The 14,902-nt window shown below is 58.6% G+C and carries 17 protein-coding genes; 8 read left to right on the top strand and 9 right to left on the bottom strand.

Annotated features, from left to right (window positions below; all coding sequences use genetic code 11):
- Nucleotides 1-435: 435 nt before the first annotated feature.
- Nucleotides 436-840 carry a PilZ domain-containing protein gene (locus ACS5Q1_RS01305; RefSeq protein WP_473096499.1) on the bottom strand — a complete coding sequence of 135 codons (405 nt, stop codon included), beginning with the start codon at nt 838-840 and terminating at the stop codon, nt 436-438.
- 932 nt (nt 841-1,772) lie between these two features.
- On the opposite strand from ACS5Q1_RS01305, the gene ACS5Q1_RS01300 reads away from it, so the two are divergent.
- The 3 genes from ACS5Q1_RS01300 (at nt 1,773) to ACS5Q1_RS01290 (ending at nt 3,001) form a co-directional block, all read left to right on the top strand.
- Entirely contained in the window at nt 1,773-1,952 is a 180-nt protein-coding gene (locus tag ACS5Q1_RS01300) for a WGR domain-containing protein (RefSeq protein ID WP_473096635.1), read from the top strand.
- A 77-nt stretch (nt 1,953-2,029) separates the two neighbouring features.
- Complete coding sequence (locus ACS5Q1_RS01295) at nt 2,030-2,191, top strand: hypothetical protein (RefSeq protein WP_473096498.1); 162 nt, start codon at nt 2,030-2,032, stop codon at nt 2,189-2,191.
- 423 nt (nt 2,192-2,614) lie between these two features.
- Nucleotides 2,615-3,001, top strand: a complete 387-nt coding sequence (locus ACS5Q1_RS01290) for a 6-carboxytetrahydropterin synthase (RefSeq protein WP_473096497.1) — start codon at nt 2,615-2,617, stop codon at nt 2,999-3,001.
- Nucleotides 3,002-3,047: 46 nt separating this feature from the next.
- Here the strand turns inward: ACS5Q1_RS01290 and ACS5Q1_RS01285 are convergent, their stop codons facing one another.
- The 7 genes from ACS5Q1_RS01285 to ACS5Q1_RS01255 form a co-directional block, all read right to left on the bottom strand.
- The gene (locus ACS5Q1_RS01285) at nt 3,048-3,545 is read right to left on the bottom strand and encodes a PACE efflux transporter (protein ID WP_473096496.1); all 498 of its coding nucleotides are present in this window, start codon (nt 3,543-3,545) and stop codon (nt 3,048-3,050) included.
- Nucleotides 3,546-3,599: 54 nt separating this feature from the next.
- A complete protein-coding gene (gene folE, locus ACS5Q1_RS01280; protein ID WP_473096495.1) occupies nt 3,600-4,277 on the bottom strand; it encodes a GTP cyclohydrolase I in 678 nt (225 codons plus the stop codon).
- Between the two features lie 24 nt (nt 4,278-4,301).
- Nucleotides 4,302-4,487, bottom strand: coding sequence for a hypothetical protein (locus ACS5Q1_RS01275; protein WP_473096494.1), 186 nt, complete (start codon nt 4,485-4,487; stop codon nt 4,302-4,304).
- A gap of 591 nt (nt 4,488-5,078) precedes the next feature.
- The gene (locus tag ACS5Q1_RS01270) at nt 5,079-6,596 is read right to left on the bottom strand and encodes a UxaA family hydrolase (RefSeq protein ID WP_473096493.1); all 1,518 of its coding nucleotides are present in this window, start codon (nt 6,594-6,596) and stop codon (nt 5,079-5,081) included.
- A gap of 40 nt (nt 6,597-6,636) precedes the next feature.
- Entirely contained in the window at nt 6,637-8,043 is a 1,407-nt protein-coding gene (locus tag ACS5Q1_RS01265; RefSeq protein WP_473096492.1) for a TRAP transporter large permease, read from the bottom strand.
- Nucleotides 8,043-8,627, bottom strand: a complete 585-nt coding sequence (locus ACS5Q1_RS01260) for a TRAP transporter small permease (RefSeq protein WP_203442438.1) — start codon at nt 8,625-8,627, stop codon at nt 8,043-8,045. Before ACS5Q1_RS01260 ends, ACS5Q1_RS01265 begins: the two co-directional genes overlap by 1 nt.
- A gap of 126 nt (nt 8,628-8,753) precedes the next feature.
- Nucleotides 8,754-9,749: a sialic acid TRAP transporter substrate-binding protein SiaP gene (locus tag ACS5Q1_RS01255; RefSeq protein ID WP_473096491.1), complete on the bottom strand. Its 996-nt coding sequence runs from the start codon at nt 9,747-9,749 to the stop codon at nt 8,754-8,756.
- A 125-nt stretch (nt 9,750-9,874) separates the two neighbouring features.
- On the opposite strand from ACS5Q1_RS01255, the gene ACS5Q1_RS01250 reads away from it, so the two are divergent.
- From ACS5Q1_RS01250 to ACS5Q1_RS01230, 5 genes are all read left to right on the top strand, one after another.
- Entirely contained in the window at nt 9,875-10,591 is a 717-nt protein-coding gene (locus tag ACS5Q1_RS01250) for a GntR family transcriptional regulator (protein ID WP_473096490.1), read from the top strand.
- Between the two features lie 163 nt (nt 10,592-10,754).
- On the top strand, nt 10,755-11,417 hold the full coding sequence (locus tag ACS5Q1_RS01245; protein WP_473096489.1) for a peroxiredoxin: 663 nt from the start codon (nt 10,755-10,757) through the stop codon (nt 11,415-11,417).
- Between the two features lie 104 nt (nt 11,418-11,521).
- On the top strand, nt 11,522-12,442 hold the full coding sequence (locus ACS5Q1_RS01240) for an MBL fold metallo-hydrolase (protein ID WP_473096488.1): 921 nt from the start codon (nt 11,522-11,524) through the stop codon (nt 12,440-12,442).
- A 36-nt stretch (nt 12,443-12,478) separates the two neighbouring features.
- Entirely contained in the window at nt 12,479-13,510 is a 1,032-nt protein-coding gene (locus ACS5Q1_RS01235) for a cysteine synthase A (protein ID WP_473096487.1), read from the top strand.
- A gap of 155 nt (nt 13,511-13,665) precedes the next feature.
- Complete coding sequence (locus ACS5Q1_RS01230) at nt 13,666-14,391, top strand: DUF2270 domain-containing protein (protein WP_473096486.1); 726 nt, start codon at nt 13,666-13,668, stop codon at nt 14,389-14,391.
- 20 nt (nt 14,392-14,411) lie between these two features.
- Here ACS5Q1_RS01230 and ACS5Q1_RS01225 read toward each other — a convergent pair whose 3' ends face one another.
- Nucleotides 14,412-14,738 (bottom strand): cytosolic protein, encoded by a 327-nt coding sequence (locus ACS5Q1_RS01225; RefSeq protein ID WP_203442445.1) that lies wholly within the window; start codon nt 14,736-14,738, stop codon nt 14,412-14,414.
- Nucleotides 14,739-14,902: the final 164 nt, after the last annotated feature.

The raw sequence follows: 14,902 nt of genomic DNA, 5'->3' as shown, positions 1-14,902 counted from the left end.
TGCTACCTTGGAGACCTTCAGCCTGAGGAGACAGGCTCAAGGCGAGCGGGTCTCGTCGCATGGTCATACTGAGGAAGCCGTAATAGTGGCCTATCAGCAAGCAGGGGACGAGCGTACCGAGGCTGAGGAACGGTGGCTTGCCCCGAGGCCTGACTTGGCTGATGAAGGAGCTGATGCGTAGGGGCACATTTCAGCAGTCGGCTGGGCGGGTGCCCGGATCTGCCGCGCAATCACAATCATGCGTCGTGCGGGGTGGCGTGCCACGCTGCAATCTTCTCTGCCATTGCCTCTCACCGCCTGATCAACTCCGCCGATAGTGCCATCGGAATTGGGACGCAGCTCCGCTGCTTTTGATCCGATGCACGGGCTCGCGGATTGCCCCCCATGAATTGCCGGGAGGGCGCTGTGAACAGATTGATGGGATGATCGGTTCGATCAAACAGTGGTGCGATAGAGTTTGAGCTGCTTACGTGCCGGGGCTGCAGTAATATGGGCTGGCATTGCAGCCTGTTCGAGGCAAACCTCAAACGGGGACAATTGGGGCGCATGCACGGCAGGTGCTGTACAGTTCTCTTCGGAGCCGAAGGCTACACCTGCAAAACCAGCGTCGCGCCAACACACCCGCACCCGGCGGGCCTGTAGGTCGTGAGCTGCGATGAACAGCTCGAAGGTTTCGGGCAGATCCATGCCCGGCTTCACCGCAATCCTCGCCCCGCCTATCGAGATGTCCTTGACCGTGCAGGAAATCATTGCCTCGGGACCCAAGACAATCTTTGCCGGATGGTGTGTCGAAAAGCGCCTGGCTTGCCGGCGATTGTCGGTGGCGGTGCTGAGAGCCATGGAGCCGACCTTGGGTCAGGAAGTCAATTAAGCTTAACATTAAGCATTTGTTAACCGCCGTCTCAAGTCTCTCCAAAGAGGAATTCACATAAAAGATGAGGCGTATCTGACAGCCGTTGTGACTTCGGCAGATTACCCGAATGCTCAAGACCAGAAGATCCCTGGTGGGCAGCCATGATGAGATACATGCAAGGATTCAGATGAGGGGATGAGAGAAAATCAGAGATATTCTAAAAGGGGAGCTACCGCACTGAGATCAGTATGAAATTAGCCTCTTTAGAAGATCTTCAAAGCAATTCCACTGGGCTTGCTAATATATTTGTGCAGCCTGCGATTGCGATGAGACTTCTTGAAAGGCTTGGGGATTAGAGTGCAGCCAGCAATAATCTTCAAACAGATTTCACGAAAATACCATTTTGCGTGACCAGGGGTGGAAGCCCTTTCTTCATTCGGGAGAATTTGCCTTGAGCTACAACGGTCACGACAAGCCGTTTCCCGCTTGGTATCCTTATGCATTCGTTGGAGCGATAGCAGCGCTTGGGGCAGCCTTTTACGTATTCAGCTAAGGACGGGGGCGATCTTAGCCCGCGTTCGATCTGCTTTTCCAATGGCTTGGATGACGGCACCGACACTTGAGAAGAAGTTGAGATCCGCTGCGTCCAGTTTTCGTGCCGGATCTGGGTGGCCGTGAGCTTGGACCCTGCATCCCAAAGCGAAGCGAGGCGGTACATCCGCGCCCCGTTCGCTTATGGGAGAGTGTTGATCCAGGGATCGGATCAACACAGAGATCATCGCATTGCCATGGTTAACGTATGGTTAACAGTCGTTCCCTAGGCCAGAGCAAAATCCACGAACGAGTTCTAGTGCCTGACGAACAGCGCACGCCCGTTAAGCATCCTCTTGTACTGCATAAGATCGACTTGGAGTGAGGTATCTGGCGCTATCACAGTCTGACGATTGAGCGGGATCGGTTTGGGATCGCGCGCCTGGTGCGCAACTGGGGAAGGATTGGCACCAAGCGGCAGGAGCTGGTGGAGATCCACGCTGACGGGGGCAAGGCGCTCGAGGGGCTCGCGCAACTCAAGCGGTGGCGGGGCTACCGAGTCCTCTAACTTCACAGAAGGCCCTTGATCAAACAGCGAACCACGACCTCTTTTAACCGTTGTAGGCGAGGAACCCCATCGGAGGCATGAGACATGAATGCGACCGCCCCGACAAGGCGGCCGAGTATCGCCAGCAGGCTGAGACGATCCGTATCCTTGCCGAGCAGGTTTCGCTCCTCGAAGCCAAGTTTCACCTGTTCGAGGCAGCCCAGCACCTAGAAGAGCTGGCCAACGAGGTTCGCCCATAGGCCGCCCAAATCCTATGTGCGTGAACTTGCGATGGTCATGCACCATGGTCGCATAACCTCCAGTATGGGATGCGCCTGCGGTTACGGAAAATTTACCTTGACCATTCCAGGATGCGGGCACCGGGCGCGTTGCGTATCAGCCCGACCGCGCTCCATTGCCCCCAAGCGTGGAGGACGCCCTGGCTGAGGGATCGCGATTCCCCTTGGCCGGGGCGTTTCCTTGTCGCTACATGCAAATTTCGTGGAAGGCGCAGTATGGAACGTGACGAGCGGATCAGGGATTTCCCTTACTTTGCTCGGTGGCGCAGGCCATGATAGGAAATTTTGGCCAAACAAAATACAGATTACTGGACTTTGGTTGGGGACACGGGAGCATCCTTCCAAGCCGGTCAAAACGAAAACAGGTTGCCTGGGGCAAGATCGATGAAGACCTATTGCGAGTTTACGTTCGAAGCCGCGCACTCGGTGGCTCCCTATTCCGGGCTGCATGGACACACCTTCATCGTCAAACTCACGTTCGGTGGAGCCGTCGACGAGATCTATGGCTGGCCGGTCAATCTCTACAACGTCGAGAACTACATCAAGGAAATCAAGGGCGAGCACGGATCGGGCCTCGATCACGGCAATCTCGATCTCAACCCTGAGATCGGCATCGCCTCGCTCGAGAACGTCACCCCCTATATCTGGAGACTCGTGACGGCTCGGTTTCCCAACCTCGAAGAGGTCGAGCTCAAGCGCGGCATGCCCGGCTCGACGGAAGGCTGCATCTATCGTGGTGAAGCTGCGAGCAAAGCCAGCCTCGCAGCCTAGCGCATTGTCAAGGCGCGTCAGATGGCGTGACCTCGGTCATGCTACCTCAGGCAGGCTTGCCCTTCATCCATCCTGCAATCCAACGTGGCGCATTCGTTGGGGAACTCGGCTTTGAGCTTGCCGGCCCCTGCCACGTCGATGCCCCAAACACACAATCGTAGGCCCAGTTAAACACGAATGCGTAGAGCACGTAGACCAAGGCGAACGCGACATCCATGAGGAAGGCATGGAGAAGGCTTATGCCGAGATACCACGCCATGAGAGGCGTCAGCATGGCCAAGAGCCCAGCCTCAAACATGACAGCCTGCAAGACGCGCATGGGGATGCTCTTCCCAGCCCCGCCGCTCAGACGCTGCAGGATGGTATCGAAAGCTAAATTATAGGCGTACGTCCACAGGGTTGCGATGAGGGCACTGGCCATCCTGACCACGGTGATCTCTGCCACCGGCAGGTCAAAGGCCCACGCGCCGAGCGGGGACACCAGAGCAAGGCCGCCGAGTTCAAAGCTGATGGCGTGACGGATGCGATCCCAAGGCGAGCGCATGATCCAAAGACCTCAAGGGAGTGGGACAGGCTGAGCCGCTTGGGTGCGGCAGGTCTACGCGGCTCCGGCTCGGTCGAGGGCGGTGCATTCCTGCAGGAACTCACTCTTGAGGGCAACTTTCTCTGTCATTTCGCCCCAGTAGTAGGTGTTGACCATGCGGCTGCGGTGGCTGGCGCGCACGCCGCGCTGGGTCTTGCACATGTGCACGGCGCTGATGCGCACCGCTAACCCGCGGGGCGCGGTCATATCCATGATGTACTGGCCAATCTGCTTGACCAACTCCTCCTGGATCTGCAAACGCGAGGCAAAGTACTCCACAATTCGATCGTACTTGGACAGGCCAATGATCCTGCCATCAGCAGCTGGCAGGATGCCTATGTAAGCGGCGCCATAGATCGGCATCATGTGATGCGCGCACATGGAGCGCAGCTCAAGTGGCCCCGTGACGATGAGCTGATCATAGGCCTGCGCATTGTCGAACTCGGTGATCGTGGGCGGCGCGGTATAGCGACCTTCCAAAAGCTCATCAACGAACATTTTGGCCACCCGTTGCGGCGTCTCGCGGGTGTTGTGATCGTTGGTATGGTCAATGCGCAGGATGTCGAACAACTCCTCCACCTTCTGGGCGGCGGCCATCATCATAGCTTCGCGCTCGGCCTCTGTGAGCGGCTGGTCAAGCACCTCGTTGCACAGGCGTGCAAATTTCAGATCATGCGGATGGAAGTTCATCATGCCCCCGGCGCAGTTATTCTGCGATTAATTTGAATGGTTAATGATTTGAGTAACCAACAAGGCAAGCGATAGCCCGGCCAAGATCACGACCAGTACTAGGATGATCCGGGTAACTTTCTCATGACGCATTAGCCGGGCGTCGATGGCTTCCAGGCTTCGCTGCTTCGCCAGCTCATGCTTAGCCTTCTCAGGATGGTCATAGGCTTTCATTCATACCCCTAGGCGAAGTTTTTATTGGTCGGTGTTTTACCAGCTTCAATCCCGCATGGGAAGATCGTCCGCAGAGCGCGGCAAATTGCGTATTATCCATGGAATGAGTATCGGTTGGATCGTCCTCGCACCTTGGCTGGTCTATTCACTAGGCCAAAAGCGTGCCCCTTGAGTTGCCAGTTGAGCTCCTGCGGCATCGAGCTCAGATCGAGAAGATACAAAGCCACCCAGGCGAGAGCCACGACATTCAGGAGGACGACCAGCAGCAAGGGGAAGCGGCTTACGCACTTCAGATTAGAATCCGCTGATCCTCAAGGATGCGACCGTCAGGCGCTACTCCCACGACACTCATGAGTAGCTGCGGGGCCACTTGGATGACTTCCTGACCACTTACAATTTGTCTGCCAGCTCAAGACCCTGCGCGGTCTCACCCCTTTCGAGTACGTCTGCAAGATCTGGATGACCGAGCCTTAACGCTTCAGGCTCAACCCGCTCCACCAAATGTCGAAACCAAACATCTAATGTAGTTTATCGCGTAAGCCTGTACCCAAGTTCCTTGTGGAATAAAATATCGACGCTCTCGAGGCACAATCACATAGTCGCGCCAACCTGCCAGGGAACGAACTCGAGATCGCCGTAGCCGAGTTCTTCCGACTTCGTATGTTCCCCGGATGCGACGCGCAGCAGGATCTCGAAGATCTCCTGGCCCTTCGCCTCAAGGGAAACGCCGTCGAGGATATCGCCGCAATTGGTGTCCATATCGTCCAGCATGCGGCGATAGATATCGGAGTTTGTCGCGAGCTTCAGGGACGGTACGGGCTTGCAGCCGAAAGCCGAGCCGCGTCCGGTGGTAAAGGCGATCAGGTTCGCACCGCCGGCTACTTGGCCCGTCGCGGCGACGGGGTCGTAGCCCGGCGTATCCATGTAGACGAAACCATAGTCCTTCACCGGCTCAGCATATTCGTAGACGGCACGGAGCGTGGAGCGTCCGCCCTTCGCCGCCGCGCCTAACGATTTCTCGAGAATCGTCGTCAGACCGCCTGCCTTGTTGCCAGGAGACGGATTGTTGTTCATCTCGCCGCCGTTGCGGGCCGTGTAATCCTCCCACCATCTGATCCGCGAAACGAGTTTCTCACCGATTTCCCTGGTGGCGGCGCGCCGGGTGAGCAGGTGTTCTGCTCCGTAGATCTCGGGCGTCTCGGACAGGATCGACGTTCCGCCATGACGTACCAGAAGATCGGAGGCGACACCGAGTGCCGGGTTGGCGGTCAGCGCGGAGTAGCCGTCGGAGCCGCCGCATTGGAGAGCGAGCACGAGTTCCGATGCAGGACGGGTCTCGCGCTGAGCCTTGGCGGCAATCGGCAGCATGTCCTTCACCGCATCGACGATGGCCTGCACGGTGCGTTTCGTGCCGCCCGTTTCCTGAATGGTAAGCGTACGGAACGTCTCGCTTTCCGTTAGGCCGTATTCCTGCTTCATCCGACCGATCTGGAACACCTCGCAGCCGAGACCGACCATAATCACGCCGGCGAAGTTCGGGTGGCTCGCATAGCCCCATTGGGTGCGGCGCAGGATATTGAATCCTTCACCATAGGCTGCATGACCGCAGCCCGTGCCGTGGACGATGGCGACGACGCCGTCGATCCCCGGGTAATCCCGCAGAACTCCGGAACGCTCCACTTCCGTTGCCGCGAAGCGTGCGACCGACGCCGAGCAGTTCACCGATGTCAGGATGCCGATGTAGTTGCGGGTGCCCGTCCGCCCGGAGGCACGGCGATACCCCTGGAAGGTCGCGCGCATTTCAGCTGGGAGAAGATCATCGTCCTTTGCATCGACGCAGAAGGCGTAATCACGCTCGAAGTCATGCAGACCGACGTTGTGCTCATGCACCCATTCGCCAGGTGCAATATGGGTCTTGGCAAAGCCGATGATCTGGCCGAACTTACGGATCGGCTCTCCCTCCCGGATCGTCTCTGCCGCCATCTTGTGGCCGCGCAGAATGCGCTCTCGGGCCGTTAGGCCTGCGGCACCGGTGCCCTGGTTCACGAGGTCGATGGCGATGACTACGTTGTCATCGGGCGAGAGGCGGATGGTACGAGGCGTGCTCATGGGTGTCTCATAAATCTATTGATGGCTGTCGAACGGCTCATTACCGTCCCAATCCCATCTTCTGCGGGAGCCAAAGTGTCAGTTCCGGAATGTAGGTGATTGCAATCAGCGCAAGCATCAAGGGCACGAGCCAAGGGAGGATCGCCACCGTGGTGCGCTCGACGGAAAGCTTGGACACTCTCGCCAGGACGAAGAGCACCATGCCGAGAGGCGGATGAAGCAGTCCGATCATCAAGTTCAGCGTCATGATGAGCCCGAAATGGATCGGGTCGATGCCAAGCTTCAGCACGATCGGCAGGAGGATCGGTACCAGGATGGTGATGGCCGCGATGGTGTCGATGAAGCAGCCGACGAACAGAATGAGAATGTTTGCCAGCAGCAGGAACACCCACTTGTTCTGTGTGAAGCCGAGGATCGCGTCTGAGAGGATCTGCGCTGCTTGGCTGACCGTGAGAAGCCACGCGAAGATCGACGCCGCGGTCACGATAAAGAGAACCGATGCGGTCGTCTCGATAGTGTCGAAGGTCGCCTTGGCGAGACTCCTGAACGTCATGGAGCGATAACGAACGAGGCCCAAGAACAGCGACCAGATGACGGCCGCGACCGCGGCTTCGGTCGGTGTAAAGAGGCCGAGCGTCATGCCGCCGATCAGGATGACGGGCGCCATCAGCGCCATCACGGCCGAGAAGTCGAAGTACCAGTCGAGGGCGAGAAGTACAGCCAGTGCGATACCGATGGCGACGTTCGGTGAAAGACCTGCCTGGATCATCAGCCAAACGGCGACGGGAAATGCCAGGACGATGACAACTTCAATGGTGGCGTTGCCAAGCTGATTCCATGAGAAGGGAGTATCCGCCCCCCAGCCGTTCTTATAGGCAAAATAGGCCACGGTCCCCATCATCAGGAGCGTCATCACGATGCCGGGGATGAGGCCTCCCAGGAAGAGGGCCCCGATGGAGACATTGGCCATCATCCCATAGATGACGAAGGGAAGCGAAGGCGGAATGATCGGTCCCAGCGTTGCGGATGCGGCTGTCACGCCCACGGCGAACTCGGTCGAGTAGCCATGGTCCTTCATCGCCTTGATCTCGATCGTCCCGAGGCCAGCGGCATCGGCGATGGCCGTTCCGGACATGCCCGAAAAGATCACCGAGCCGACGATGTTCACTTGGCCGAGGCCGCCCTTCATCCAGCCGACGAGGGCGACGGCGAACGAGTAGATGCGGCCGGTCACGCCGGCGATGTTCATCAGATTTCCGGCGAGAATGAAGAATGGGACGGCAAGAAGCGGGAAACTCTCGACACCGGCAATCATGCGTTGCGCCACGATCACATCGGGCACCGTGCCGCTGGCGAGGATGTAGAGCAGGGAGGCGACTGCCATCGAGATGGCCACCGGCAGGCCGAGGATCATCAAGACAAGAAAGGAGCCAATCAGGATGAGCATCAGGTTTCTGCCGGTAAGGGTGCATCGAAAGCTTCAGGGCGCTCGAGCACGGAATATCCGCGCTGCCAGTTGGCGATCGCGACCTGAACGGAGCGGAAGCACATCAGGACGAAGCCGATGAAGACAAATCCGTAGCTGAGATTCTTCGGCAACTCGACAGTGGTCATCATTTCATCGCCGACAATGCTCATGAAACGCCAGATGAGAACGGCCCCATAGGCGAAAAAGGCAATGCGAACGAAGTCGATGAACGTTGCCAGCGCGCGCCCGAGACCGGGCGAGAGGTAGCGGTAGAGAAAATCGACCTGAATGTGCCGGCTCATGCGCACGCACATGGCGGAGCCGACGAAGACCAGGGCGACGTTGAGGTTGGTCGCGATCTCTTCGGTCCATGCGAAGGAGTCGTTCAGCACGTAGCGAGAGAAGAACTGGACGAAAACCGCCAGTGCCATCGCCCAGAATAGAGCCAGGGAAAGCCAGTCCTCAAAGGCGTACTCGGAGAGATCGACAGGAGCGTGTTCGCTTTCGTCGAAGGTCTGCGCCAGTTCCTCCGCGCTGACCTGGGTGTGGACTTCAGTCTTCATATTCAATGTCGGTTACCCTTGAACCTTGGGACGCGCATCCGGAAGGATGGTCCTGAGCGGCAGGCACACGGCGCTCCCGCCGCAGACAGCATGCGGGCCGCCCCGGGGGCGGCCCGCTCGTTGGGCTTAGAGACCTTCCGCTTTCAAAGCCTGGATCTTTTCATAGTCGGCCTTGCGATAACCGAGCGATTCCAGGGAAACATTCTTCATCACGGCATCCTTGAACTCGTCCTTGTTGACCTCGGAAATCGTCAGCCCCTTCTGCTTGAAGACCTCGACAAGTTCCTTCTCCTTCGCCTGGATTTCAGCCGAGGCGCGGGTGGCGGCCTCCTGAGCAACAGCGCCGAAGATCTTCTTGTCCTCATCCGAGAGCTTGGCCCAGAGCTGCTTCGAGATGATCGTCGCAAGATGATCGACGATGTGGCCGGTGAGGACGATGTTCTTCTGGACCTCGTAGAACTTCTTGGCCTCGATCGTGGTCAGCGGGTTTTCCTGCGCATCGACGGTGCCGTTCTGGAGCGCCAAATAGACTTCGGCGAAGGCGATCGGCGAGGTGTTGGCACCGCAGGAGCGCGGCATGGCCAGATATGCCGGGGCGTCGGGAACGCGGATCTTGAGACCCTTCATCTCGGCGCAGGTCTTGAAGGGCTTGTTCGTCGAGCTGTGCCGGATGCCGTAATAGGTGAGGGCGACCATCTGGTGTCCAGTCTTCTCGGTATAGCCCGCGCTGAGATCCTTGAAGACATCGCTCTTGGCGAAGGCGAGCAGATGGGCCGCATCGCGGAAGATGTAGGGGTAATAGCCAATCCCGATCGGTGGGTAGCTGCGGGCTGCGAAGCTCGGCCCTGAGATGATCATGTCGACCGTGCCCAGGGACAGCCCCTGATTGATGTCGCTCTCCTTGCCGAGCTGAGATGCCGGATAGACGTCGATCTGGTAGCGATTGTTGGTTCGCTTGGCGATTTCCTGCGCGGCCCAGACGGATTGGGTATGGAACGGCTCGGAGGTCTCGTAAACGTGCGCCCATTTGAGCTTCGTTTGCGCTTGGGCCGGAAGCGCCGGTAGAACAAGGGCGGCCGCCGCAGAAAGTCCGAGCAGCAAACGGCGTGAACAGCGTATCATATCAACATTCCTCCCAAGGCCTTGGCTCTGCGGCCGGATTCTCAGTTTCTACGAGCGTTCTGCTCGCATAGACCCCGGTAGGCCTAGTGGCGTTCGCCCACCGGTTCGGCTAACATGTTAGGCAAATGGACGCGATCGACAAGAGAAAAAGATATGAATTCCTTGCTCCCCTCGAGCGGGGAGCGCGCGGGCACACGACCGAGCAGGTGGAGCGGTCGCTGAGAGCTGCCATCGTGGCTCTCGATTTTGCTCCTGGCGAGTTCATCGATAAAGCGGCTGTCTGCACGGCGCTCGGCGTGTCCCGCTTCCCGGTTTCTGAAGCCTTGTCGCGGCTCGCGGCGGAGGGCCTCGTCGAAATCCTGCCCCAGCGCGGCTCCCGCGCCGCGCGCATCCGCCTCTCGGAAATCAGGGAATCGATGCTGATCCGTCAGGCCCTGGAAGGCGTGGTGGCTGAGACTGCGGCAAAGCACCTTGCTCCCATGGCCATCGAGGCACTTCGCAGCAACCTGGAAGCACAGCAGGAGGCGGTCTCAAGAGGAGATCGCTCTGGTTTCCACGCCCTGGATCTGGAATTCCATACAATCCTGGTTGAAGGATTGGAGTTGCCCCGTGTGGCCGCGGTGATCGAAGCTTCGCGCTCCAATATCGACCGTGTGCGCCGTCTTCTCTCTTCTCCCCGGCGTCATGTCGTAACCCTCGCCGAGCACCGGGAAATCTTTCGGGCTCTTGAAGCTCAAGATGTTCAGGCTGCCCGTAGGGCAATGGAAGCTCATCTCGAGGCAGTCGTGGAGGAATTGGAGCGGTTCTCGGTCGAGCACGCCGAAGTCTTTGTGCAGGCATGAGAGGGAAGGAAACGTCGGCTCAGCAATTTGGAGCATTGTTCTGGAGCCTCAAGAATTACCGCCGACGCGCATTTTGTCCTTTGCCAAGCGCTACTTCACCGTTGCCTCTCCGCGGTATATAAATGTCAGCCGGCGAGGGGCGCGCTTGTAGCAGGAGGTTTTCATGACACTCCAGATTGGCGATGTCGCGCCGGATTTCGAAGCCGAGACGACCGAAGGACGCATTCGCCTCCACGATTGGATCGGCGATTCCTGGTGCGTGCTTTTCTCCCACCCCAAGGACTTCACCCCGGTCTGCACGACCGAACTGGGATACATGGCCAAGATTAAGCCGGAGTTCGATCGACGCAATGTGAAGGTCATCGGGCTCAGCGTCGACCCCGTGGACAATCACGCGCGATGGGCCGAGGACATCAGAGAAACTCAAGGCGCCGCACCCAACTTCCCGATGATCGGCGACTCCAATCTTACGATTTCCAAGCTCTACGGCATGCTGCCAGCCAGCACCAGCGGCACTTCGGAAGGCAGGACGCCCGCGGACAACCAGACCGTGCGTAACGTCTTCGTCATTGGGCCTGACAAGAAGATCAAGTTGGTTCTCGTTTATCCGATGACCACAGGTCGCAATTTCGACGAGGTGCTGCGCGTCATCGACTCCCTGCAATTGACAGCCAAACATCGGGTCGCGACACCGGCGAACTGGAAGCAGGGCGAGGACGTGATCATCGCGGGCTCGGTCTCGGACGAAGAGGCCAAGAAGATTTATCCTCAGGGCTGGAAAGCTCCAAAGCCCTATATCCGGATCGTGCCGTACCCTGGCGCTTGACAGGGGCCAGATCTATTGGCGGATATCCGTGTTCCAAACCGCCTGCATGACGGTTCGAAGGATCGTAGCGGTTTCGTGTGTTTGCGGTTGAAGGAGTAGAAGCGATGAGCACAGCGTCTTTCCCTCAACCGGCGCCCGAGCGCTCCACGGCCCGGCCACAGGTCGACGCGTTTTTCGACAGACGAACCTGCAGCGTCCAGTATATCGTCGCCGATCCTGCTACCGGACGCTGCGCTCTCCTCGATCCGGTTCTCGACTATGACGAGAAATCGGGCTCGGTCGCGACGACATCGGCCGACGCCATGCTCGTCCGTGTTAAGGAGCAGGGCTTGATGGTCGAGTGGATCCTTGACACGCATCCCCATGCCGACCATTTCTCCGCATCCGGCTATCTGAAGGACAAGACAGGTGCGAAGACTGCCATCGGCGAACGCATCGTCGAGGTTCAGCGGCTCTGGAAGGAGATTTATAACCTTCCGGATGTCCAGGCGGATGGATCGCAATGGGATTGCCTGTTTGCCGATGGCGATGACTTCCAGATCGGAGACATGGACGTCCGGGTCCTCTTCTCCCCAGGCCATACCCTTGCATCCATCACCTATGTCGTCGGAGACGCCGCCTTCATTCACGACACGCTCTTCATGCCAGATTTCGGCACGGCTCGATGTGACTTTCCCGGCGGGGATGCGAGAGCTCTGTGGCGCACCATTCAGCGCATTCTCTCTCTTCCGAGCGATACTCGGCTATTCTCAGGTCACGATTACATGCCGGGCGGGAGGCCACCAGCCTGGGAGAGTACCGTTGCCAGCCAGAAGGCCGAGAACATCCACCTTGTTCAAGCTCGCACCGAGGATGAGTTCGTTGCGATGCGTCAGGCACGGGATGCCAAGCTGCCGATGCCAAAGCTGATCCTGCATGCCTTGCAGGTGAACGTGGCGGGTGGACGATTACCGGTGCCGGAGAGCAATGGAACACGTTATCTCAGGATACCGCTCGATGCGCTGCCCTATGCCGTTTGGGACTGACGCCGCAGCGCATATACGGAAGCGGGAGGGCCACACATGTCCATTCATCATGGAATCGTCGACGCGATCGGCAACACACCGATGATCCGCCTTCAGCGCGCGTCCGAAGTGACGGGGTGCACCATCCTCGGCAAGGCCGAGTTCATGAATCCGGGCCAGTCGGTGAAGGACCGAGCGGCCCTGTTCATCATCCAGGATGCGGAGAAGCGGGGCCTTCTGCGACCTGGAGGTGTGATCGTCGAGGGGACTGCCGGCAATACGGGGATCGGTCTGGCGCTGGTCGGGAATGCGCTAGGATACCGCACGGTCATCGTCATCCCCGAAACGCAGACGCAGGAAAAGAAGGATATGCTGCACCTCTGCGGTGCGGAGCTCATCGAAGTCCCGGCCGTGCCATATGCGAATCCCAACAATTACGTGAAGGTCTCGGGCCGGATTGCCGAAAGCTTGGCGAAAAGCGAGGCGAACGGAGCCATTTGGGCCAATCAGTTCGATAATGTCGCCAATCGTGACGGGCACGTCGTGACCACTGGGCCGGAGATATGGGCTCAGACGAATGGCCGGGTGGATGGCTTCGTATGTGCGGTCGGGACAGGGGGCACGCTGGCCGGGGTCGGCCTCGCCCTCAAGGAGCGTAATCCGAAGGTTGTCATCGGCCTCGCCGATCCGATGGGAGCTGCCCTTTACAGCTATTATACGCGAGGTGAGCTGAAGGCCGAGGGATCATCGATCACGGAGGGCATCGGCCAGGGCCGGATCACCAAGAATCTAGAAGGATTCGAGCCCGACGTAGCCTTCCAGATCCCGGACGAGGAGGGGATCCCGCTCGTCTTCGAACTGCTGGAGCAGGAAGGTCTGTGCCTGGGTGGCTCTTCCGGCATCAATGTGGCCGGCGCGATCCGTCTTGCGCAGCATCTCGGGCCCGGCCACACGATCGTGACCGTGCTGTGCGATTACGGCACGCGCTATCAATCGAAGCTGTTCAATCCGGATTTCCTGCGCTCCAAAAATCTGCCTGTTCCAGCTTGGCTGGAGCAGGAAAGCACCCTGGATAAGTGCCTCGTTTGAAAGTCAGCGATTTGGCAGTTCGTTCCACACATCGTGGAACTTCGAACGACATCTTTCTGCTATAATCAGTTTGTCCCGGTAAGACCTTAAATAGGACGAGCCTTCAGAGCTGGCCGGTCATGTTCACATGCCGTTGGGGCTGAGGGAGCAATGCTATGCTGCCGAAGAACGACCAAGGCATCGTGCAGACCCTGCGCCCGCCTATCAAGGCGCCGGTCTTCCCTAGCACGCCAACTGAGTTCATCAACGTCATGGCGCATTATCATCGCGCCGAGATCGCCCGCATGGCGGGGTGGCGTGATCGGATCGACAGGACGACCAACTGGGCTATCACAGTTGTGGCTGCCATGCTGTCGGTCTCGCTCTCCACGCCGACCGCTCACCATGGTGTGCTGATCTTCGCCATGGTCCTGGTTCTGCTGCTGCTGGTGATCGAGGCGCGTCGGTATCGTTTCTTCGACGTCTACCGCAATCGCGTGCGCCGGATGGAACGCAATTACTTCGCCCAGATTTTCGCCCCGGAGGAGGGGATAACGGACGAGTGGATTCAAAAGCTGGGAGAGGATCTCAGGCAACCCTTGTTCCTGACGAGCACCAGCCAGGCCCTCACGCGTCGTTTGCGGCGCAATTATTGTTGGATGTTTCTGATCCTGCTGCTCGCCTGGATAATAAAGACAACCTTCATCAGGATGCAGGAGAATGCCGTCGAGGCTCACCTCGTCACGTCGCTCGGAGAGTGGGTCGAGAATGCTTCTGTCGGCCCCATCCCTGGATGGGCTGTCATTGTTGCGCTGACGATCTTCTATGGCTGGATTCTATATGCCACGCTGCGCAAGCCGAAGGGTGAGGGCGAACTGGCCTTTGGCAACGTGCATGTCTGAAATCCGGTGTGGTCCGTCCTTCAGGCTGCCGCCTCCGACCTCTCCACCAGACGACCTTCGTCGTACATCAACGGCGGGCCGAGTTCAGAAAACCGGAAGAGCCGGAAGGCGCGGTCGCCATTGACGTCGAGGACCCGTAAGTCGTCGCTGTCGCTGGCATCGTTCATCACGACCTGGAAATGGCCGCCATATCGGGCTGCTACGGTCTCGAGCGGCAGTTCATAGGCAATGAACTTGCCGACGCCATGCTCCTTGAGGGCCTGCAGCAGGCCCGGATCCGAAAGCGACGGATAGGATGTCAGGATGACGATCGGCCCGCTACCTGCAAAGATAAGAGCTGCTTTCATGGTCATTCTCCCCCAGCTCACGATGGCCTCGGCTTTATGGGGAGTGGCTTCATCCACCGAGAACCGAGGTCTCGCGGGTCTGCCGGTACTGTGGCGTATGATACACCCGTGGCCGGACGGCGACAAACGAACCATGAAAAGAATCGTATGTCGAACGGCGGAAC

Source organism: Microvirga sp. GN3, from assembly GCF_055792825.1.
This window is presented reverse-complemented; position numbering and strand designations above follow the sequence as displayed.